Annotated in this window: 14 protein-coding genes, 2 tRNA genes, 1 rRNA gene and 1 pseudogene; 14 read left to right on the top strand and 4 right to left on the bottom strand. The window is 39.3% G+C overall.

The features are described 5' to 3' along the window. The first annotated feature begins 204 nt into the window (after positions 1-204). From DBO93_RS10890 to DBO93_RS10880, 3 genes are all read left to right on the top strand, one after another. Positions 205-1,389, top strand: a complete 1,185-nt coding sequence (locus tag DBO93_RS10890; protein ID WP_108456367.1) for an acetyl-CoA C-acyltransferase — start codon at positions 205-207, stop codon at positions 1,387-1,389. Positions 1,390-1,611: 222 nt separating this feature from the next. Then, complete coding sequence (locus DBO93_RS10885) at positions 1,612-2,388, top strand: hypothetical protein (protein WP_108456366.1); 777 nt, start codon at positions 1,612-1,614, stop codon at positions 2,386-2,388. Positions 2,389-2,444: 56 nt separating this feature from the next. Then, positions 2,445-3,014 carry a GNAT family N-acetyltransferase gene (locus tag DBO93_RS10880; protein ID WP_108456365.1) on the top strand — a complete coding sequence of 190 codons (570 nt, stop codon included), beginning with the start codon at positions 2,445-2,447 and terminating at the stop codon, positions 3,012-3,014. A gap of 79 nt (positions 3,015-3,093) precedes the next feature. On the opposite strand, the gene DBO93_RS10875 is transcribed toward DBO93_RS10880, so the two are convergent. Both DBO93_RS10875 and recQ read right to left on the bottom strand, forming a co-directional pair. Next, the gene (locus DBO93_RS10875; protein WP_162533773.1) at positions 3,094-4,302 is read right to left on the bottom strand and encodes an alpha/beta fold hydrolase; all 1,209 of its coding nucleotides are present in this window, start codon (positions 4,300-4,302) and stop codon (positions 3,094-3,096) included. Positions 4,303-4,533: 231 nt separating this feature from the next. Then, positions 4,534-6,330 carry a DNA helicase RecQ gene (gene recQ, locus DBO93_RS10870; protein ID WP_239058968.1) on the bottom strand — a complete coding sequence of 599 codons (1,797 nt, stop codon included), beginning with the start codon at positions 6,328-6,330 and terminating at the stop codon, positions 4,534-4,536. A gap of 596 nt (positions 6,331-6,926) precedes the next feature. Here recQ and DBO93_RS10865 point away from each other — a divergent pair. Beyond that, the gene (locus DBO93_RS10865) at positions 6,927-9,269 is read left to right on the top strand and encodes a TonB-dependent receptor (RefSeq protein ID WP_108456362.1); all 2,343 of its coding nucleotides are present in this window, start codon (positions 6,927-6,929) and stop codon (positions 9,267-9,269) included. Positions 9,270-9,342: 73 nt separating this feature from the next. Beyond that, entirely contained in the window at positions 9,343-10,023 is a 681-nt protein-coding gene (locus tag DBO93_RS10860; RefSeq protein ID WP_108456361.1) for a Fe2+-dependent dioxygenase, read from the top strand. 98 nt (positions 10,024-10,121) lie between these two features. Here the strand turns inward: DBO93_RS10860 and DBO93_RS10855 are convergent, their stop codons facing one another. Both DBO93_RS10855 and DBO93_RS10850 read right to left on the bottom strand, forming a co-directional pair. Beyond that, entirely contained in the window at positions 10,122-10,421 is a 300-nt protein-coding gene (locus DBO93_RS10855) for a hypothetical protein (RefSeq protein ID WP_108456360.1), read from the bottom strand. A gap of 272 nt (positions 10,422-10,693) precedes the next feature. Then, complete coding sequence (locus tag DBO93_RS10850; protein ID WP_108456359.1) at positions 10,694-11,635, bottom strand: AraC family transcriptional regulator; 942 nt, start codon at positions 11,633-11,635, stop codon at positions 10,694-10,696. 274 nt (positions 11,636-11,909) lie between these two features. Here DBO93_RS10850 and DBO93_RS10845 point away from each other — a divergent pair, with 274 nt between their 5' ends. The 9 genes and pseudogenes from DBO93_RS10845 to DBO93_RS10805 all read left to right on the top strand — a co-directional run bounded on the left by DBO93_RS10845 (position 11,910) and on the right by DBO93_RS10805 (position 23,681). After that, entirely contained in the window at positions 11,910-15,305 is a 3,396-nt protein-coding gene (locus tag DBO93_RS10845; protein ID WP_108456358.1) for a methylmalonyl-CoA mutase family protein, read from the top strand. Between the two features lie 31 nt (positions 15,306-15,336). Next, positions 15,337-17,129 (top strand): annotated as a pseudogene (locus DBO93_RS10840) (acyl-CoA dehydrogenase C-terminal domain-containing protein). Positions 17,130-17,302: 173 nt separating this feature from the next. Next, complete coding sequence (locus DBO93_RS10835; RefSeq protein ID WP_108456357.1) at positions 17,303-18,316, top strand: oxidoreductase; 1,014 nt, start codon at positions 17,303-17,305, stop codon at positions 18,314-18,316. A gap of 51 nt (positions 18,317-18,367) precedes the next feature. Next, entirely contained in the window at positions 18,368-19,534 is a 1,167-nt protein-coding gene (locus DBO93_RS10830; RefSeq protein ID WP_108456356.1) for an enoyl-CoA hydratase/isomerase family protein, read from the top strand. An 89-nt stretch (positions 19,535-19,623) separates the two neighbouring features. Next, positions 19,624-20,385 carry an SDR family oxidoreductase gene (locus DBO93_RS10825; RefSeq protein ID WP_108456355.1) on the top strand — a complete coding sequence of 254 codons (762 nt, stop codon included), beginning with the start codon at positions 19,624-19,626 and terminating at the stop codon, positions 20,383-20,385. Positions 20,386-20,560: 175 nt separating this feature from the next. Next, the gene (gene gmhB, locus DBO93_RS10820; protein WP_108456354.1) at positions 20,561-21,112 is read left to right on the top strand and encodes a D-glycero-beta-D-manno-heptose 1,7-bisphosphate 7-phosphatase; all 552 of its coding nucleotides are present in this window, start codon (positions 20,561-20,563) and stop codon (positions 21,110-21,112) included. 628 nt (positions 21,113-21,740) lie between these two features. Then, positions 21,741-23,284, top strand: a 16S ribosomal RNA gene (locus DBO93_RS10815). 122 nt (positions 23,285-23,406) lie between these two features. Then, positions 23,407-23,483, top strand: a tRNA-Ile gene (locus DBO93_RS10810). A 122-nt stretch (positions 23,484-23,605) separates the two neighbouring features. Further along, a tRNA-Ala gene (locus DBO93_RS10805) sits at positions 23,606-23,681 on the top strand. Positions 23,682-23,861: the final 180 nt, after the last annotated feature.

The following is a 23,861-nucleotide window of genomic DNA, read 5'->3' as shown; positions in this document are numbered from 1 at the left end:
TTTTGTTTTTAATATCTCTAGAAATGTACACTGCTGTAAAGAATGCGTGGCAAATTTGTCAACAACAACGAAAAGTAACACTAAAGGACTATAAAGTTTACGTTGGCGTAAACTAGGTTTTGCGGTAAAGTGTTGCGCAATTCTTATCGATATTTGTAATTAAGCATTTTACTAATATCGAACAACACCTTATCGGAGAGCCTTATGTCTACTCAAGATCCTATTGTTATTGTTGCTGCAAAACGTACCCCTATGGGCGGTTTTATGGGCGGTTTATCAGCAGTTAGTGCTACCACTTTGGGAGCGACTGCGATTCGTGGCGCTATGGATGCAGCTAAATTATCGAATGATCAGGTTGATGAAGTGATCATGGGTTGTGTTTTACCTGCTGGCTTAAAACAAGCACCAGCGCGTCAAGCGGCTCTAGAAGCTAATTTAGACCTTTCAACGGCATGTACCACCATTAATAAGGTTTGTGGTTCAGGCATGAAAGCGGCAATGCAAGCACATGATGCTTTATTAGCTGGCTCTATTGATGTTGCCATTGCTGGCGGCATGGAAAGTATGACTAACGCACCACACTTATTACCTAGTGGTCGCTCGGGTATCAAAATGGGCCATGGCCAAGTGCTTGACCATATGATGACTGACGGTTTAGAAAATGCCTACGACGGTATTGCCATGGGGTGTTTCGCGCAAGCTACTGCAGATGAATCTGCATTTACTCGTGAAGACATGGATGCTTATGCAATTCGTTCTTTAGAACGTGCTAACGCTGCCATTGCCGATGGTGCATTCGTTAATGAAATATCGCCAGTAACAATTAAATCTCGTCGTGGTGATTCAGTGTTTGAAATTGATGAACAACCCGGCAATGCGCGCCCAGATAAAATTCCTAGCTTACGCGCAGCATTTAAAAAAGACGGTACCATTACAGCCGCTAACTCAAGCTCTATTTCAGATGGCGCAGCTGCATTAGTGATGATGAAACTATCAGAAGCACAAAAACGTGGTTTAACACCGCTATGTAAAATTGTTGCTCATGCAATGCACGCTCAAAAGCCTGAAGAGTTTACCGTAGCACCTGTTGGCGCAATGAAAAAAGTATTAGCTAAAGCTAACTGGGCAACAACAGATGTTGATTTGTTTGAAATCAACGAAGCCTTTGCCATGGTCACTATGCTAGGTATTAAAGAACTTGACCTAGACGTTACTAAAGTAAATGTTAACGGTGGTGCTTGTGCATTAGGTCACCCGTTAGGCGCCAGTGGCGCTCGTATTATGGTGACGTTAATTCATGCTTTGAAAAACCGTGGCTTAAGTAAAGGCCTTGCGTCTTTATGTATTGGTGGCGGTGAAGCAACGGCGATTGCTATTGAAATGATGTAAACATTATAATAATTAGGAGCCCACTTATTTGTGGGCTTTTTTGATCTTGTGTAACTGACTTTTCAAGAGAATTTGTTTTATTTTTTCAAAAAACTAATTAAAAAGAAACACCTAGTAACATTTGTTCAAGTAATTAATATTGAACTACTTACGCTTTTTTAGGTATAAAGAGTGAGTAGTTAATAAACCGACCAGTAAAATAATAATAAGGAATTTATTACATTGAATATTCTTCAACCCTCGAAATTAGCACTGCTAACACTTACTTTTACGCTCTCATTTACACAAACTGTTTGGGCCGATAGTTTAACTGATTTACAACAAGCGTTAGTTAAACTCGATGGTAGCCATCCGGTATCTGGTGTTTTAAAGGTTTCATTTTCTGAGTCGAGAGGCGAAGGAAAAGACAAAAAATTAAAGACTGGTGCGATTAAATCAACACTTTCTGAAAGTATGGAAGGTTTAGATATCCGATATTCAAAAGATGTTTTAGTACAAATATCAGAAGAAAATCGTCTTAAATTAGCTGATGAAGAAGTCGACACGCCAGCATTAAATGGTGCAGAGATATTATCGGCCTCTTCATTAATTCCCATACTTTCATCGGCACAGAAAATTTTAGATGCTATCTCAAAAGGTAAGTTAAGAGGAGAGAGCCAAATTGAATATTTTGACCAGCAAGTTAGGGTGCTAGATTTTGAATTACCTTTAGATAGTTTTATCGATGATAAAAAAACCCGTGGTTATGTTAATAAATTTAAAGGCAGCTATAAAGTGTTGATTAATGATCAAGGTGTTCCTGTTGAAACACGTTTAACATATTCAGGTAAAGGGAGTGCTTATCTCTTTTTCTCTATGTCGGCTGAGAGTGAAATAACCTCTCAATTTAAAGTTGAAGGTACGCGTTTGGTTAGAATTAATAAAACCGTTGAGTCGAGTTCTTCTTCTACGTTTAATGACCGTACCTATAGTGGTAGTTGGACATTAGCTTTGCATTAACCTTGCACTAGCTTCAGCTATACAAGTATTCAAGGATTAGCTGTTATGAGTAATTTATGACTATAAAATTCAGTCCGCTTTCAAAAGATGACATTAACTATTTTAATGTCATCGAACTCTATAAGGAAGCTTTCACAACCGTTCGACGTGTACCATCATGGATGCTTAGATACATGATGAGAAAAGGTAAACCAGGTTTTAGCGTGCTTTATGAAAATGATACTTGGATTGGTTTAATCTATATAACTCAGTATAAAGATATTGTATTTGTTCACTTTTTTGCGATCGATGCATCCCATCGTTCAAAGGGCTATGGCAGTAAAGTATTAGATTCAATGAGAGAAGAGTATTCTCAAAGCAGAATTGTACTTAATATTGAAGAGCTTGGAGATCACTTTGAAAACGCGCCACAGAGAGTAAAGCGAAAAGCGTTTTATGAAAATAATGGCTTTAGTTCTTCAGGGTATCTTATTAAAGAGCCTGAAGAGCGACTTGAAATGCTGATACTCGAAGGAAATATCAGCAAAGCAGAAATAAAAGCCATGTATAAGAGCCTTTTTGGGGGAGTGCTTGGCTTTCTTTATCGACCTAAAGTCATTGAAATTTGTAGCAAGGACGATAAGTGATTTTCGTCTTTACAAAAACCACTTATTAAGGATTAGTTACCTGCATTATTAAGCATATGTATTTTTGGGGGCTTTGCTTTTATCTATTCTCCACATTGTGGGTAAGCAACCACTGATAAATGCTCATATCATAATCATCAAATCTATTATCATAAACCGCTTGAGATAAGCCTCCTACTAATGCTTCAAGATTAAAAACAGCATGATGAATCGCATGCTCAGCACCAACCACAATAGATAGTTTAGGTAATACTTCTGGTTGGCAGTTATTTAATATCGAATTGTAAACCTTGATTGAATTATTAAAAGGGATAACTTCGTCATTAGTGGCATGAAACATCCATAGAGGAACACGTTCTATATCGCAAAAGTTATTTATTGTAGGATCTACATTATCAGCAAAAGCGGGTGATACTGCGGCAATAGCGGCAATTTTTTCAGGAAAATCTTTTGCGTAAGCGGCACTTAGAAAGCCGCCTTGACTATAGCCTGTTAAATATACCCTTGAGCTATCAATATCATAGGCACGAATAGCATACTCGACAAAAGCGTTTAGTCTTTCTTTATAACCCGCGCTTGGAACCGCACCTAAATGCGGAGCTAACACGACAAACGGTAAAGTATTATCCCATTCACCATCTTCAATAAGTTTTGGTATGCCATAATTATCAATCACGGCTTCAAGCGCTAACGTTGGATCTTTAGTGTTTGTAAACTCCAAGTTCCCGCCACCGCCATGTAAATAGATAATTAATGGCGCTTGCACCGTTGTTTGACCATACTCAACAGGTAAATGTTCAAGGTAGCTAAAGTTTGCGATAGTACTGCCAATAGGGCGGCGTGAAAAATTTTCTAAGGTATTGCTAATAACACGAATAATGCGCGTTTTTTCTAAAGCTAAATTTCCATCACTGTCAGTTACAGAGTACCTCACTAAATAATCACCCACTGCAGTGGTATTAACTTGGCTATTAATCTCAACTTGTGACGTTATATCTCCATCTTGTTGGTCTTCTGCCATCGCCCCAGATTCTATGTAATTATCTCCAAGAGCAAGTATGACCGTCTTTTCGCCAAGCAATGTAATGTTAGGTCTGTCGGGTTGATCGGAAAAATCGGTAATGGGCGCATCCCACCAAATCTCAACTGGAGGTGGATCAATAATAAGGCAAGCATCTTCTGAGCGGGCACAAGGTCTTTCGTCTGAGCCTCCACCACAACCGGGTACTAAAATGAAAAAAATAAAGATTGCTGATGTTTTAAGCAGAAGGTTGGATATTGATTTCAAGGCTTTAGCCTTTTGTATGTATTGCATTATGAGGTGTCGAGAATTGATCATTAGAATTATTTTCCTTTATGTTGAGCACATCACAGAGTAACAATTTTTTAACATCTTAGCACGAACGGTTATAATTTATAGTTATCAGCTAAACAATATCTCTTGCTGAAATGTTAAGATGGTAAGTGACTAATAAGCAGTGTTAATTTAAGTCATATTTAGCTTAGCAACAGTTTAGCATCAGTTTAATAGCGCAATAATTTTCTCACCATAAAGCTCCACTTTAGTTTTGCCTAAGCCATTAACCTCAAGTAGTTGCTTTGATGTTTTTGGGTTTTTTTTAGCTATATCCATTAATGTTGCGTCATGAAAAACAACATATGCAGGTACGTTTCGCTCTTTTGCCCAGAGTGTTCGTTGTTGTTTAAGTTTCTCAAAGCTCGATATTTCTGCTGTCGTTAATTCATTTTGAATGGCTTGTTTTTTATTTTGAGCTGGTTTGGACTGTTTATACTTTGGCACTTTTAGTTGAATAGTACTTTCGCCTTTTAATAAAGGTCGTGCTTTTTCGGTTAATTTTAACACGCCATAATCCATTTCAACGGCTAAATAACCCATGGAAATAAGTTGTCTAAACACCGTTTGCCATTCCATTGCTTTGAGCTCGTTACCAATATTAAAGGTTGAGAGTTGTTGGTGATTTAAGCTGGTAATTTTTGGGGTTACTTTCCCGGTTAGTACATCAATTTGATGACCAACACCAAATCTTTGACCTGTTCTGTAAACTGTTGAAAGCGCTTTCTGGGCGGCACTGGTGCCATCCCAAGTGGTTGGAGGGTTTAAGCAGTTATCACAATTACCGCAGGGCTCTGCTAATGATTCTCCGAAATAATTTAATAACACTTGTCTGCGACACGAACTGACTTCACAGTAACCCAATAATGCGTCTATTTTACGCTGAGTTATAAATTTAAACTGTTCATTACCGTCACTTTGACTTGCCATTTGTTTTAGTTTTATAACATCTTGCATGCCATACGCTAACCATGTGTTGGCATGTAAACCGTCTCGGCCCGCGCGTCCGGTTTCTTGGTAGTATGCTTCGATACTTTTTGGTAAGTTTAAATGTGCTACAAACCTAACATCTGGCTTATCAATGCCCATACCAAAAGCGATAGTGGCAACAATAATAATACCGTCTTCTCTAAGAAATCGTTGTTGGTTACTATCTTTAACCTCATTAGCCAAGCCTGCGTGATAAGGCAAGGCTGTTTTTCCTTGTTCACATAACCATTGAGCGGTTGTTTCTACTGATTTTCGAGACAAACAATACACAATACCTGCGTCATTTTCGTGTTCGGTATTAATAAACTGCAATAACTGTTCTTTACTATTTTTTTGTTCACTAATGCGGTATTGAATATTGGGTCTATCAAAGCTGTGTACAAACGTTTTAGCACCCGTTAAGTTCAAAACTTGAATGATTTCATCTCGAGTTTTAAGATCTGCTGTTGCGGTTAAGGCAATTTTGGGTGTATTCGGGTATCTATGCCCTATGATAGAAAGTTTTTGGTACTCAGGTCTAAAATCATGACCCCACTGTGAGACACAATGCGCTTCGTCGAAAGCAAATAACGCGATATTGATACGGTCAAGAAGGGAGAGAAAATAGTCACTTAATAGTCTTTCTGGCGCCACATACAATAAATCAACATTGCCTGAGGTTATAAGTTGTTCTACACGGCGCTGTTCATCATGGTCTTGAGAAGAGTTTAAAAACTCAGCTTTTACCCCTTGCAGTTTTAACGCGTCCACTTGATCTTTCATCAAGGCGATAAGGGGCGACACCACAATACCCACACCTTGCAACACAATAGCTGGAATTTGGTAACACAGTGATTTACCGCCACCGGTTGGCATAAGGGTGAATACATCTTTACCATTAATGATTTCACTAATGATATTCGCTTGTTGATGACGAAAATCTGCATAACCAAATGTGTTTTGTAATACGGATTTTGCGGTGTTGATATTCAAATTAAGTCCCTTTGTTAGCCAGATAATTTAAATCAGCTGAGTTGATTAGCGAACAACCAAATTTTCGAAAAAAACCTTCGGATATAAGCCTATTTTAATAAGCTATTTTTGTTCTATTTAATTAGCAATTTAGTTAACAATTTAGTTAGTAATATATAGCATACGAAATACTTGGCGAAGATATCATTTATTTTTCAATAAATGAACAGGGACGAACATTTGCATAGTTGCTGATTATTGTGTGAGCCAGCCTACCGGTTAATGATTATAGCCTGCTATATGAAGTACGTAATCAATAGGGTGGGTGACGTGATATCAAATTTTATAGTGCGTGATATCAAAAGCTTTTAGATGATTTTTATATCAAATATATGCCCAATTAACTGTTCTAAGTATTTACCTTGTAACGTTTATTCAACGTATAACGTTTTAATGGGCTCAATTGTACTGAGGGTTAATTTATCCAGCCTTATTTACATATAAATACAAACACAAGTACGAGTGCAAATAAGATCGATTATCATTTGCGTTTAGTGTTTTAGTTAGTTAATATCTAAATCCTCACTAATTAAGACATTAATATAAAAGTAAAAAACATGAACTCTCAACTAAAACCTCATCAAAAAAACAAAATGACATTAGGTGCACAAGCCGTAGCTGCGGCATTGGTATTTAGTGGTACATCGGCATACGCTGAAAATAACGTAGAAAACTGTGAAACAGACAGTGCAGTTATTTGTGAATCGAAAGAAATTAATAAATCTGAAGAAGCGATCGAATTAATTAAAGTTCATGGCGCTAAAACTTCAGTATATTTACATGATGAATCTGGCGATATTCGTCGTGTTGCCGAACTTGTTGATACACCGCAAATGATCACCGTTTTGACACAAGATCAAATCATAGAAGCGGGTAAAACCGATCTTAAAGATATACTTTCTGCACAAGCGGGTATTACTTTAGGTACAGGCGAAAATGGTAACGCTTTTGGTGATCGTTATATTATTCGTGGCCATGAAGCACGCAGTGATGTTTTTGTTGATGGTTTAAGAGACCCAGGAATGAGCACACGAGAAAGTTTTGCTACTGAACGTGTTGAAATTACGAAAGGGCCAAGTTCAACTTTTGCGGGCCGTGGCTCATCGGGTGGTGCGGTTAACAGCATTACTAAAAAGGCTTCTGTAAACTATAACTTTGGTCGTGTTGATGCTGGTTTAGGTAGTGATGAATATAAACGTGTAACACTAGATTATAATTTACCCTTGTCAGAGAATACTGCAGTTCGACTTAATGCCTTGATTTCTGATGAAGATAAGCCTGACCGTGAAGGCGTTTCAAATGAGAGAAAGGGTGTACAAATATCAGGTGTATATCTTCCAACACAAGCGTTATCAATTACCGCTGATGGTTATTATTTAGATGCTGAAGATGTACCTGATTTAGGCAGTTATTATGATCAAAGTGCACGTGCACCTGTAAAAGATATTCCGGTATATTCACAAGCGTCGGACTTTTTAACATCTGAGGTGAAAACATTTACGTTACGTACTGAGTATGAAGTTAACGACAATATCTCCATATATAATGCTACTCGTTTTGGTGAGACTAAAAATGGTTACATTACGACAGGGGCAAGTGGTACAACTCGCGCCGATTCTGATACTGAAGCTCCTGGTGCAGCAACTATTGGTTTAAGTACACACCAAGGTTATCAAGATGTTTCATACGCGAGTACACAGTTTAACTTGTTCTGGAACACTTCTGTTTTTGACGTAGAAAACAACTTTGTTTTTGGTTTTGAATACAGCGATGAAAGTGTTAACAACGGTGTATATGATATTGAATATAATAACCCAACCAATTGTATAACCTCGGGTCGACGTGGCGATAGTGCCGGCTACTGTATTATCGACGGTGCAGGTGAGCAGCTTGATAACCTTGATCAATTGATGAGACGAACTTATAGCCGTGGCGATAACGACGCAGTACTAGATATTGAAACTGTGTCAGTTTACATGCTTGATACGGTACATGTAACCGATCAACTTGATGTGTTTTATGGCGCTAGATTAGATAATTTTGATTACAGTAATGAAGCAACAAGTGGCGGAACATCAGCGCTCTATGCTTATTCAGATACTATGTACAATGGTAATTTTGGTATAATCTATGACTTTTCTGAAGACGTTAATGTGTATGCAAATTACAGCACAGCAACTAATATTAATGGTGGAGAAACTGATTTAGGCGCGAATTGTGGCTATGGCGGAGTTTGTGGTAATGCAACACAAGTACCAGATTCGGATCCTGAGCGTGTAGAAAACATTGAAATTGGTACAAAGTTAATGCTACTTGACGATAACTTTATGTTCAGTGCGTCTATCTTTCAAATAACTAAAGATGATGTTATGGAAAGTGTAGGTGACGATGATTATGCTACTTTAGGTACGTTAAATACTGGCGAGAATAGAGTTCGTGGTATTGAAGTTGGCTTTGTTGGTAATATAACTGAAAACCTTAGTGTACAGTTCTCTGCTACGTCAATGGACTCTGAAGTGTTAGACTCAATAAATGATGAAAGTATTGGTTTAGCGTTAAGTAACTTCGCTGAAAAAAGTGTTTACTTACAGCTAAGATATGAGCTTAATGAATCGTTTGTTGTTGGTGGTGATTATGCTTACCAAAGCGAGATGTATGCGGGTCAACCAGATACAGCTGCAGGTTATGACAGCGAAAATAGCCGATACAGCGTTGTTGTACCAAGCTACCAAGTTGTTAACTTATTTGCTAACTACTACGCGACTGACGATTTAACCTTTAGATTAAATATTGGTAATGCATTCAACGAAGAGTATTTTACAGCAGCATATCGCTCGGGCGCATTTATGTATTTAGGCAGTGCTACCAGTACAAAACTTACCGCAACATATGAGTTTTAATAAAACTAAATCCATGGTATTAGTTTCTGATAGAAACTTAGTAGAATTGAGTTAAACAGGTAAAGTAATCGTAATGATTGTTATAGAAAAAATATTATCTAAAGAAGAAGTTAATGCTTATCGTCAACAGCTTGCTAACGCCCCTTGGGGTGATGGTGGCAATACAGCGATGGGTATGGCGGCTTCGGTGAAAAATAACAATCAAGCTGATGCCACTGATAACCATGTGCGTCAATTAGCTAACCAGCTATTGTCGCGCATTGGCGAAACACCGAAAGTTGTATCAGCTGCTTTACCTAATAAAATATTTCCACCTTGTTTCAATCGTTTTAGCGAAACTCAAGAATATGGCTATCATGTTGATGCTGCAATAATGAGAGTTCCAGGTAGCTCTGAAGTATTACGCAGTGATATGTCAATGACCACATTTTTGAGTGAGCCTGAAGAATATCAAGGTGGGGAGTTAATTATATCTACCGAATTTGGTCAGCAGTCAATTAAACTGCCTGCTGGCTATGCGGTAGTATATCCGTCAAGTAGCTTGCATAAAGTCACCGCTGTAACACAAGGGCAACGCGTTGCCGCCATTACTTGGATGCAAAGCATGATTTCAGATGCCACTATTCGTCAAAATCTTTATCAGTTAGATCAAACGATACAAAACCTTATTAAAGAAAATAAAACCTCAAGAACTGAATTAGATAATTTGCACAATGTTTACCACAACCTAATTCGACAGTTTGCGCAGTTGTAGTAAAACTTTTGCTTTTTATCGCTAAAAAACAACTCAATACAACGCTAACATCAGTAAAATGCTAATTAAATAAACTATTTACTAGGTTAGCTATGTCGTTAGATATTCAGCGCAAAGCTCAACAATACCCGTTTTCCCGACTCAATTTTAGATACACTGTGTTCATATTTATCTGGGCGAAAAAGATATACCCGATTAAATAAATTTATAATGCAGTTTGAGCATTCAAACACGCCACCGACTTTAGCTTTCACCAACACAAAATTAAGTTTGTAATAACGTCCTTTCTGTACCGGATCACTGTGTTTCATCACACTATGGTGAGTAGGGTAGGTGACAAAATTAATAGAAAAAATTCTACTAGCAAAAATTGCTTTGTTTGTTACTTTGGCGATCATAGCCACTCCATTATTTTGAGCTTAATAGTCAATATCTATAACACTCAGACCCAATAATATTGGGTTAAACAATGTCAATTACAAGCGATGAAACGTCAATGAGTTTATTTAGTTATTTAAGAATGAACCATGGCTTGAATAAACCATGGCTTGAATAAACCTAAGTTGCCGTTATATAAAGCCAGTTAACACCTAGCATAAAAATGCTCAGTGTTGATAGGGTTGTCTGAAATGTCAGAGTCTAACAAACTATTGCGCACAAGATCTAATTTTTATGAGCTATGGCGAGAGTCACGATATTGTTTTGGTGAAATACCGACTAATTTCTTGAACAAGCGAGAGAAATAGTAAGGGTCGCTATAGCCTAAGCCACTAGCAATGTCTTTAATGGCAATATCGCTATTATCGAGTTGTGAACAAGCATGCTGAATTTTCATATTAATAAAGTGTTGAATAGGGGAGCTGTCGGTTAACTCCTTAAACTTTTTCGCAAAATGAAATTTAGATAATTGGCTATAATGCGCTAACGTATCTAAGCTCAATTCTTGATGCAAGCTGTTACGCATCAATGCTTCAACCGCCTCTAAATCAAAGCTCGAACTGTTGTTAAACATGGTTAAACGTAGTTGCAATGCGAGAAAGCTTAAAGCTTGCTGTAAAATATGCACGGCATGAATAACGTTGGTTGCTGTATAGCCGCGCGCCCCCAATGCGAGTAGATGATCAAAATCGCCGACAATATTATTCAGCACACCTACGTGCGCGACACCATTATCCATTTTCATTAGCAGTCGATCGGCAAAGTCTTGTGCTAACGTACCTGTAAAGTTAATCCAGTAAACAATATTGTTAGTCGCTTTGCTATCACGGTTACTGAGTTGCTTTTCACTGTGACTAATTTTAGCGGCGATATGTTTAGATTTTTCAAGCGTAAAGTTAAAAGGGGTGTTGGCATTGATAATAACAAGATCGCCACGTTCTATTATTTTTTCTTTACCTTGGTAGTATAATTTACCCGTACCTGACAAACAATAAATCAAGCGATGGCAATGGCTATTATCGTGTTGCAACTTATAGTTGTTATTGGCCTGTGTTATGCCTAAAGAAACTGGATATAGCCCGTCAGTTAACCGGTGCTTAGATAACTTTTTTAATAAAAATACAGGTATAAATAAACGAATATCAGTTAAATTTTTTTGTTTGATAGTTGACATATCAACCTATAATTATTGTCGGTGTTATCTTGGTGGTCTAATCACAATATAGTCCATTAAATTGACAATAAAATCAATGTTCATTGCATTTTCAGTGTGTTCTAATTTCTACATTAAGTTTCCATTATCGAGTTTTACGACTAAAACTAGTGCATGAGTACTAACTAGGTTGTGAATTTAAGGTAATTATTGCTTCATGATGTTGCTGTTAACTATTTCCAAAACCGAAGCAGCTATTATGAAACAGCGATTTTGACAAATAAGAGAGTATGAGATGAATACTGAAAGATATCAGTTAAAAAATAAAATTCGCATTGTAACAGCGGCATCATTGTTTGATGGTCACGACGCGGCTATTAATATTATGCGTAGAATTTTGCAATCAAGCGGTGCTGAAGTTATTCATCTTGGTCATGATCGAAGTGTTGAAGAAGTGGTAAATACCGCGATTCAAGAAGACGCGAATGCCATTGCCATGACCTCTTATCAAGGCGGCCATAACGAATATTTTAAATATATGTATGACCTGCTCAAAGAGCGCGGTTGTGAACATATTCGTATAGTAGGCGGCGGCGGTGGCGTTATTCTACCTGACGAAATTAAAATGCTGCAAGATTATGGTATCACTCGTATTTACTCACCTGATGATGGTCGTGCTCTTGGTTTACTTGGCATGATTGACGACATGTTAGAACGCTGTGATTTTAAAACTGGCGTAAACGTTAAAAAAGATGACGTTGCCAATTTAAAAAAAGGCGTGCCACTACAAGATAAAAAACAAGCCATTGCGCGTTTAATTTCAGCGGCAGAAAACGCACCAGAAGAAAATAAAAGCGACCTGACTAAAATTCGTAAGATTGCCGCGATCAGTAAAACTCCGGTATTAGGTATTACTGGCACCGGTGGTGCAGGTAAATCATCTTTAGTAGATGAGCTTATTCGACGCTTTTTAATGGCAACCGATGATAGCAAAATAGCTATTGTGTCGGTTGATCCGTCAAAGCGTAAAACGGGTGGTGCTTTACTCGGTGACCGTATTCGTATGAACGCGGTGAATAACGACCGTGTTTATATGCGCTCGCTAGCAACACGTCAGTCTAACTTAGCCTTGTCAGTGTATGTGAACGACACGCTCGATATTTTAAAAGCGACTGACTTTGATTTAATTATTTTAGAAACTTCAGGTATTGGCCAGTCAGACACCGAAATTGAAGAGCATTCTGATGTTTCTTTATATGTGATGACACCAGAGTACGGTGCGGCAACACAACTTGAAAAAATCGATATGTTAGATTTTGCTGACATTATCGCATTAAACAAATTTGATAAACGTGGCGCACTCGATGCACTGCGTGATGTGAAAAAACAATATAAACGTAACCGTGGCATGTTTGAAGCCGGCGATGATGAAGTACCCGTATACGGTACTATCGCGTCACAATTTAATGACCGTGGCATGACCGAGTTATACAACGCGGTGATCACAGCGTTAAATACAAAGTCAGGCTTAACCGTTGGTGATCTTTTATCTACTGAAGGCACGTTAGCGAATAAGAGTAGTGTTATTCCTGGCAACCGTATTCGTTATTTATCTGAAATATCAGAAAGTAACCGTGGTTACGACGCTTGGGTTGAAAAACAAACAACCGTTGCTCAAAAACTTTATGGCATTCATCAAGCGATTGAAACAGCAAAAGAAACTGAGACAGATGTGTCAGCAGGTTTAGTTGCTCAACTTGAAACATTATATACTCATGTCGAGTTAGACTTAGATCCAAAAAATAAACTATTACTAGAGCAATGGGCAGATAAAGTTCAGCGTTATAAAGACCCTGAATTTAAATTTAAAGTACGTGATAAAGAGCTTTCAATTCAAACGCATACAAAATCGTTGTCAGGTAGTGCAATTCCAAAAATCAGCATGCCTAAGTATCAAGGCTGGGGTGATATTTTAAAGTGGAATCTACAAGAAAACGTACCCGGTGAATTCCCATACACCGCTGGTTTGTTCCCATTTAAACGTGAAGGTGAAGATCCAACACGTATGTTCGCCGGTGAAGGTGGCCCAGAACGTACTAACCGTCGTTTTCATTATGTCTCTAAAGGAATGCCAGCTAAACGTTTATCAACCGCGTTTGACTCGGTAACCTTATACGGTAACGATCCCGCTATTCGTCCTGATATTTACGGAAAAATTGGTAACGCCGGTGTTTCAATTTGTTGTTTGGATGATGCTAAAAAACTTTACTCTGGTTTTGACTTAGCCCATGCCATGACTTCAGTTTCAATGACCATTAATGGTCCAGCGCCAATGTTGCTAGGTTTCTTCTTAAATGCCGCCATTGATCAACAATGTGAACGTTTTATCACTGAAAATGGTTTAGAAAAAGAAGTTGCTGCAACGATTAAAAAAATCTACCAAGGCAAAGGCTGTGAACGTCCGCAATATCAAGGCAACTTACCAGAAGGTAACGACGGTTTAGGCTTGATGTTATTGGGTGTTACGGGCGATCAAGTGTTGCCACCAGAAGTCTACAAAACGATAAAAGCGAAAACATTAACCTTGGTTCGCGGTACAGTACAAGCGGATATCTTAAAAGAAGATCAAGCTCAAAATACCTGTATTTTCTCTACTGAATTTGCATTGCGTTTAATGGGTGATGTACAAGAGTATTTTATTGATAAAGGTGTGCGTAATTTTTACTCAGTATCCATTTCTGGCTACCATATTGCAGAAGCTGGCGCGAACCCGATCACTCAATTGGCGTTAACTTTAGCGAATGGCTTTACGTTTGTAGAATATTACTTAAGCCGTGGTATGGACATCAACGAGTTTGGTCCAAACTTATCGTTCTTCTTCTCAAACGGTATTGACCCAGAATATGCGGTAATTGGCCGAGTGGCTCGTCGTATTTGGTCAAAGGCGATGAAGAATAAATATGGGGCTAATGCCCGTGCACAAATGTTGAAATACCATATTCAAACCTCTGGCCGTTCATTGCATGCACAAGAAATTGATTTCAATGACATTCGTACTACTTTGCAAGCGCTTTACGCTATCAACGATAACTGTAACTCTTTGCATACTAATGCTTATGATGAAGCAATCACAACGCCGACTGAAGACAGTGTTCGTCGTGCAATGGCAATTCAATTAATTATCAACCGTGAATTAGGACTTTCTAAAAATGAAAACCCAATTCAAGGCGCGTTTATTATTGAAGAGTTAACCGATTTAGTCGAAGAAGCAGTATTAACTGAATTTGACCGTATTAATGAACGTGGTGGTGTACTGGGCGCGATGGAAACTATGTACCAGCGTGGAAAAATTCAAGAAGAAAGTATGCATTACGAGCACTTAAAGCATTCAGGTGAGTTCCCTATTATTGGTGTTAATACCTTCTTAAGTTCAACTGGGTCACCCACAATTGTGCCTGAAGAAGTTATTCGTGCCACTGAAGAAGAAAAAACCTATCAAATTGAAATGTTAGCAAGTTTAAATAAAGCCAATGAAGCTGAAGTAGAAGTATTACTTAAACGCTTACAAACAGCGGCAATTAAACATGAAAACATTTTTGAACTGATGATGGATGCTTGTAAGGTTTGTTCTTTAGGACAAATTGTAAATTCACTATTTGAAGCAGGCGGCCAATACCGTCGCAACATGTAATCTGTTTTCAATAACCTAATGAGTGCGAATGATGAGTAATTACCAAGCGCCAATGCGCGATATGCAATTTTTGTTACACGAAGTTTTTAACGCTGAACAGCTCTGGACAACCATGCCTGCTGTAGCAGAGTTGATTGATAAAGACACGGCAGATGCCATTTTGTCTGAAGGTGCGAAATTAACCGCTGAAGTGATTGCGCCGTTAAATCGAAACAGTGATGAACAAGGTGCTACTTGGTCAAACGGTGAGGTAACTACACCTGACGGTTTTGCTAAAGCATATCAAATGTATTGCGAAGGCGGTTGGGGGCGTTAAGTGGCGATCCTGAGCATGGTGGTATGGGTATGCCAAAAATGCTGCAATCGTTTGTCGAAGAAATGACCCAATCAGCCTCTATATCATTCGCGTTATATCCCATGCTAACAGCTGGCGCTAGTTTAGCGCTGAGTGCACATGCCAGTGAAGAAATGAAGCAAACTTACCTTGAGAACATGTACTCTGGTAAATGGGCTGGCACTATGTGTTTAACTGAGCCACATGCCGGTAGCGATTTAGGTATTATGACCGCAAAAGCGGAAGCGTTAGATGATGGTAGTTTTGCTTTATCGGGCACCAAAATATTTATTACTGGCGGTGAGCAAGACTTAACTGAAAACATTATCCATTTAGTGTTAGCAAAAATACCGGGCGCACCAGAAGGCCCTCGTGGTATTTCTATGTTCGTAGTGCCTAAATTTTTATTAAAGGATGATGGCAGCTTAGGCGCTAGAAATACGGTTACTTGTGGTTCAATTGAACACAAAATGGGCATTAAAGGTTCAGCAACTTGTGTGATGAACTTTGATACCGCTACAGGCTTTTTAGTTGGCGAAGAAAACAAAGGTTTAAATTACATGTTCACGATGATGAACTATGAACGTTTAGGCATGGGCATTCAAGGCGTTGGTGCGGCTGAAACCTCATATCAACAAGCGGCAGAATACGCCATTGAACGTATTCAAGGCCGCAGCGCTACAGGTGTTAAATCAGCGGATAAAAAAGCTGACTCGCTTATCGTTCATCCTGATGTTAGAAAAATGCTGCTAACCATGCGTGCCGTCAACGAAGGTGGCCGCTGTTTCTCTACCTATGTAGCTAAACAACTCGATATTGTTAAGTTCTCGCATGATGATGTTGAAAAACAACAAGCCGAAGCCTTAGTTGCATTATTAACGCCGGTTGCTAAAGCATTTATGACCGATATGGCTTATGAAAGCTGTAACTTAGGGCAAATGGTTTTTGGTGGTCATGGTTATGTGCGTGAATGGGGCCAAGAACAACTCGTACGCGATGTGCGTATTGCTCAAATTTACGAAGGCACTAATGGCATTCAAGCATTGGATTTACTCGGACGTAAAGTCGTTGCCAATAAGGGTAAGTTTCTTGATGTCTATTTTACTGAGATAACAACATTTATCGACCAACATACCGATAACCAAGCATTGACTGGTTTTGTTCAACCTTTAGCTGTTGCTCTAGAAAAATTAAAAGCAGTGACAGGGTTAATTATTGCTGAGCATGATCAAGATAAAAATATGGTTGGTGCCTCGGCAAGCGATTACTTAGCCGCCTTTGGTTTACTAAGCTATGCCTATATGTGGGCTTTGATGGCAGAAAAGTCATCAGCACATAAAGATGAAGATTTTTATCAAGCAAAGCTTTATGTTGGTGTATTTTTTAATGAACGATTATTGCCAAGAATTGATGGTCATATTCATGCCATTGAAGCCGGTAGTAAATCATTAATGGCTATGCCAGAAAACCTCTTTAATTATAACCATTAAGGTTTGCTAAATCACTGGGCTAAACTGAGCTAAACGGGACTAAAGTTTAATTGTTTTGGTCTATGTTTTATTGAATGCTAATTGATTTTAACATTACGTAAATCTACTTTATTAATGGCTGAATTTCATCACGAAGTTCAGCCATTAATATTATGTATAAAAAGGCGCTTAATATGCTGAACATACCAGAAAAATTCACCGCATTTCGTATTCATAAAAATGATAAAAACATTACCAGCGGTTTCGAGCAGATTAGTCTAAACGACTTAACCGCTGGCGAAGTGGTTGTTAAGGTTGCTTATTCAGACATTAACTATAAAGATGCGCTAGCAGCAACGGGTAAAGGTCGCATTTTAAGAACTTACCCATTAGTCGGCGGCATTGATTTATCAGGCGTTGTCGTTAGCTCTGAAGACTCGCGTTTTCAGACCGGCGATAAAGTGCTAGTTTGTGGCGCGCAATTATCAGAGCTTTATGATGGTGGTTATAGTGAATATGCCCGTGTTAAGGCAGACTCAATCGTTAACTTGCCTATTGGTATGAGTTTACGTGATGTTATGGCGCTAGGCACTGCCGGTTATACTGCGGCGCTTGCGATACAGAGAATGGAAGATAACGGTCAAATACCAGAACGAGGCCCAATTGTTGTTACGGGTGCTACGGGTGGTGTCGGCAGTTTTGCGATTAACATGTTGTCGAATATTGGCTATGAAGTTATTGCCTATACGGGTAAAACAGAACAAGAACCCTATTTAAAAGCGTTGGGAGCAAGCAAGTTAATTAATCGTCATGATATTGAAATGGGTACCAAGCCATTAGAAAATGCCCAATGGGGCGGGGCGATTGATAATGTTGGTGGTGATACTTTAGCTTGGTTAACTCGCACAACAAACATTTGGGGCAATATTGCTTCGATTGGCTTGGCTGGTGGTTACAAACTTGAATCAACGGTTATGCCTTTTATTTTACGTGGTGTTAGCTTGCTTGGTATTAACTCAGTTGAAATGCCCTTATCGGTTAGAACACAAGGATGGAAGCGCTTAGCTAGCGATTTAAAACCTACTAAGCTCGATCTTATTTCTCCTACCACCATTAAATTTGCTGATTTATCTCAAGCGTTTGACGCTTATGTCGAAGGTAGTGTTACTGGACGAACCGTAGTTGAAATTGATGCGAGCCTAGATTAACCGCCATTTATTCAAAATATAATATGTGTAAATACAAAGTTAAGGATTAATATGTCACCGGTAATATTTAGCGAAATAAAGACAAAAAATAATAAGCGCATTGCATTTGCAGAATTAAATGCCCCAAAATCGCTTAATGCTCTTAACATGAGTATGTTTGTGTTATTGCATAAACAACTACTGGCATGGCAAAGCAATGATGAAATTGCCATGGTAATTATTCAAGGGGCAGGAGATAAAGCTTTTTGCGCTGGTGGTGATGTTGTTAGCTTATGCCATGCGCTTAAAGAGGAAAGAGAAAATAGCGCTAACATTGAGTCGAATTACTTAACACAAACATCGGCTAGTATAATCAATGACGAAACTATTATTGCATCTTTTGGGCATGAGTTTTTCTCACTAGAGTATCAAGTAGATCAACTGATACACGAATTTACTAAACCCATTTTAGTTTGGGGTGACGGGTATATCATGGGCGGTGGTATTGGCTTATTTGCTGGTGCGAGTCATAAAGTGGTTACCGAAAAAACCTTGCTAGCCATGCCCGAAATCACGATAGGTTTATATCCCGATGTTGGTGCAAGTTGGTTTCTTAATAAAATGCCTAATAATATCGGGTTATTTTTAGGCATGACGGGCGCAATTTTTAATGCGGCAGACGCGTTAAACATTGGTTTAGCTAATGTTGGTATTAACAGTAGCTTTAAAAATGATGTAATAGCAGACCTGAGTAATATTGAATGGCAAAGTAATAACGAAAACTATGACTTGCTAGCTCAAGCGTTGAGTAAATTTGTTCAACAAAGTGAGCTAGCATTCAAACTAATACCCTCTAACGTAGTTGACCATCATGCGGTGATTACGCAATTGACTGATTTTGATAATGGCGCAGATATCTATCAAGCTATTTCAGCCCTAGAAACTGATAATGACTGGTTACAGCGAGCACAAGCAAAACTGAAAAAAGGTAGCCCGCTTTCGGCGATAATAACCTATCAACATTTAATAATGAGTAAAGATCTCACTTTAGCAGAGTGCTTCGCCGCTGATCTCAACTTAAGTTTACGTTGTTGTCAGTATCCAGAATTAAGTGAAGGCGTTCGAGCACTGCTGATAGATAAAGATAAAAACCCACGCTGGACCTATGAAAACATCAAGGATATTCCGGCAGAATTACTGACTTGGTTTTTTACCCCTTTAAAAAAACTAAGCAAATAAATTATTAATATCGGCTTTAACTCATTTAATACCTATGTAGTTTAAAGCCGACGTTACAAACTAATAAAAAGATAAACAGAGGATTAACTATGAATTTAAACGGTAAAACTATAGTAGTGACTGGCGGCGGACAAGGTCTTGGTCGTGCAATTGCCTTAAACTTGGCGAAATCAGGCGCAAAATTAGCACTTATTGATCTCAATGAAGAGCAATTGCAAACCACTGTTAGCTTGATTGAAGAAGCAGGTTCGCAAGCTAAATACTATTTAGCAAATGTAACTAATGAAAGTGAAGTAGAAGCAATATTTGTAAAAATTAATGATGACTTCTCAGGTATCGATGGCTTAATCAACAATGCTGGTATTTTACGTGATGGCATGTTTGTTAAAGCTAAAGATGGCGTTGTAAGTAAAAAAATGTCACTAGATCAATTTCAATCAGTCATTGATGTTAATTTAACGGGCGTATTTTTATGTGGACGAGAAGCTGCTGTTCATATGATTGAGGGCAAACGTAAAGGTGTGATCATCAATATGTCATCAATTGCCCGTGGCGGTAATATGGGTCAAACAAATTATGCTGCTTCAAAAGCAGGTGTAGTTGCTATGACAGTTACATGGGCAAGAGAGCTTGGCCGCCATGGTATTCGTGTTGGTGCAATTGCTCCTGGTGTTATTCGCACAGCAATGACAGATGCAATGAAACCTGAAATGCGTCAACGCTTAGAGAGCATGAAGCCTGTTGGTCGTTTAGGCGAAGCTGATGAAATAGCTCATACCGTTAACTACATTATTGAAAATGAATTTTTCACAGGACGTGTTGTAGAGATTGATGGTGGCTTGTGCATGTAAATGCGATACTCATTATCGAATGTGTAGCTTAAATTGTTAAATATATAAGTCATCAGCACAGGCGTGCTCTTATCCTTAAGAGCAAGGCATCGTTAATACTTACTTTGTATATAACGATGCCTTCAGAGTAAATTGCTAGTTTATAGCGTATTTGAAGCAACTAAATAAGAAAGTAATGATGAATAAAGCACTTTTCCTTGATAGAGATGGCATCATCAATGTAGACCATGGTTATGTTCATAAAGCAGAAGATTTTGAATTTTTAGAAGGAATATTTGAGTTATGCCAACTAGCTATAGACAAAGGTTATCAAATATTCGTTATAACTAACCAAGCAGGTATAGCTCGAGGTTATTATGATATAGCGACTTTTGAAATATTATCGAATTGGATGGTTGATGAATTTAGTAAGCACAAGGTAACGATAACCAAAGTGTACTTTTGTCCACATCATCCTACAAAAGGCGTTAACAACTTTGTCATGCCATGCAAGTGTCGCAAACCTGAACCAGGTATGATTAATCAAGCACAGAAAGAGTATGGTATTACCTTAGCGGATAGTATTTTTATTGGTGATAAAGTTTCTGACATGCAAGCAGCCGATAATGCAGGTATAAAATCTAGAATTTTAGTCGATAGCCGCTATACTCAAGAGTCACCTACAGACAATCTTGAGGGTGTAATTCGCATCAATGAGCTAAAACAAGCTATTGAATATATCGTTTAAGCTTGAATTATCGTCATATTGTATAATTAAAAAGCAAACAAACACATTTACGAAATTAAATGCACTTTAGGTATTGACGTGAGGTCAAAAATCTCTAAAATGCGCTCCAGTTCCAAGGGGTCACCCCAACGAACTGTTTTAATAAGTTATCTAGCACGGTTTAGGCTGAATTGGTTAACTTAACGTTTTAAAGAGAGGTTTTGAAAGTTTTAAAAACTTTTAAAATAAATTCAAATAAAACGTTGACATTAAAACTGAGTTGCGTAGAATGCGCATCTCGCTTCAGGCAAGGCCTGCAGCAACGAAGCAAAGCGAATGAGATTTTGTTTCGGTTAGTTTTTTACTTCGAGTATCAACTAACGTTCTTTAACAATTAGTTATCATGCAATTTGTGTGGACACTCACATTAACGTTGATTTTACATAGTTACCTTCGGGTAACAAAAAAAACAGCTTAATATGATGTCACACAAAAAATAAGTATCATTTAGACTTTCGAGTTTAAATATACGTTTTATGTAGTTACTTTCTTCTTTAGTCGGATAGAGAGTGACACGACAGAATTCATTGAGCAGATGTCTTTTCTTAGTCAACTTCGGTTAGTTAAGGTGAGCATCACAAACGATTTTTAATTGAAGAGTTTGATCATGGCTCAGATTGAACGCTGGCGGCAGGCTTAACACATGCAAGTCGAGCGGAAACGAGAATAGCTTGCTATTCGGCGTCGAGCGGCGGACGGGTGAGTAATGCTTGGGAATATGCCTTTGAGTGGGGGACAACAGTTGGAAACGACTGCTAATACCGCATAACGTCTACGGACCAAAGGGGGGGACGCTTCGGCACCTCTCGCTCATTGATTAGCCCAAGTGAGATTAGCTAGTTGGTAAGGTAATGGCTTACCAAGGCGACGATCTCTAGCTGGTTTGAGAGGATGATCAGCCACACTGGGACTGAGACACGGCCCAGACTCCTACGGGAGGCAGCAGTGGGGAATATTGCACAATGGGCGAAAGCCTGATGCAGCCATGCCGCGTGTGTGAAGAAGGCCTTCGGGTTGTAAAGCACTTTCAGCGAGGAGGAAAGGTTAGTAGTTAATAACTGCTAGCTGTGACGTTACTCGCAGAAGAAGCACCGGCTAACTTCGTGCCAGCAGCCGCGGTAATACGAGGGGTGCAAGCGTTAATCGGAATTACTGGGCGTAAAGCGTGCGTAGGTGGTTTGTTAAGCAAGATGTGAAAGCCCTGGGCTCAACCTGGGAACTGCATTTTGAACTGGCAAGCTAGAGTTTTGTAGAGGGTAGTGGAATTTCCAGTGTAGCGGTGAAATGCGTAGAGATTGGAAGGAACATCAGTGGCGAAGGCGGCTACCTGGACAAAGACTGACACTGAGGCACGAAAGCGTGGGAGCAAACAGGATTAGATACCCTGGTAGTCCACGCCGTAAACGATGTCAACTAGCCGTCTGTAGACTTGATCTGTGGGTGGCGTAGCTAACGCGCTAAGTTGACCGCCTGGGGAGTACGGCCGCAAGGTTAAAACTCAAATGAATTGACGGGGGCCCGCACAAGCGGTGGAGCATGTGGTTTAATTCGATGCAACGCGAAGAACCTTACCATCCCTTGACATCCAGAGAAGAGACTAGAGATAGACTTGTGCCTTCGGGAACTCTGTGACAGGTGCTGCATGGCTGTCGTCAGCTCGTGTTGTGAAATGTTGGGTTAAGTCCCGCAACGAGCGCAACCCCTATCCTTATTTGCCAGCGCGTAGTGGCGGGAACTCTAAGGAGACTGCCGGTGATAAACCGGAGGAAGGTGGGGACGACGTCAAGTCATCATGGCCCTTACGGGATGGGCTACACACGTGCTACAATGGCAAGTACAGAGGGCAGCAATACCGCGAGGTGGAGCGAATCCCACAAAGCTTGTCGTAGTCCGGATTGGAGTCTGCAACTCGACTCCATGAAGTCGGAATCGCTAGTAATCGTAGATCAGAATGCTACGGTGAATACGTTCCCGGGCCTTGTACACACCGCCCGTCACACCATGGGAGTGGGTTGCAAAAGAAGTGGCTAGTTTAACCCTTCGGGGAGGACGGTCACCACTTTGTGATTCATGACTGGGGTGAAGTCGTAACAAGGTAACCCTAGGGGAACCTGGGGTTGGATCACCTCCTTATCTTGAAGTAAAACAGCTTAATGAGAACTTCGGTTCTACGAGTGTTCACACAAATTACATGATAACAAATTAGAAGAAGTCCAAACATGCTAGCTTCGGACGTAAATTCTTGAAAGAGAAATAGGTCTGTAGCTCAGCTGGTTAGAGCGCACCCCTGATAAGGGTGAGGTCGGCAGTTCAAGTCTGCCCAGACCTACCAATTTACGCCACTTGCGGCGTTGGTTCATCACTCGTGTAGAAATACCTACACTTCGCGATAAACCGCCTTGCAACTGACGTAAATCTGCGTTTATGTTCTAGCTAAAGTATGTTTCCCATTGCGGGGCTATAGCTCAGCTGGGAGAGCGCCTGCCTTGCACGCAGGAGGTCAGCAGTTCGATCCTGCTTAGCTCCACCACTTCTTCACTAAGAATTGAAAGACCAAACTTAAGTTATGCTTTTTTTAAGCTACTTTAAGTTTGGTTTTTAACCAAGTCACCACCGAATGCGTGTGAATGACAAGTTCTTTAACAATCTGGAAAGCTGATATAAATACCGGTATTTATATGGCAAACACGGTGTCGCGCTGTTGTTTGTA

It is taken from the genome of Colwellia sp. Arc7-D (genome assembly GCF_003061515.1).
Classification (GTDB): domain Bacteria; phylum Pseudomonadota; class Gammaproteobacteria; order Enterobacterales; family Alteromonadaceae; genus Cognaticolwellia.
The sequence above is the reverse complement of the archived record's forward strand: the minus strand, read 5'-3'. Positions and strand labels throughout refer to the sequence as shown.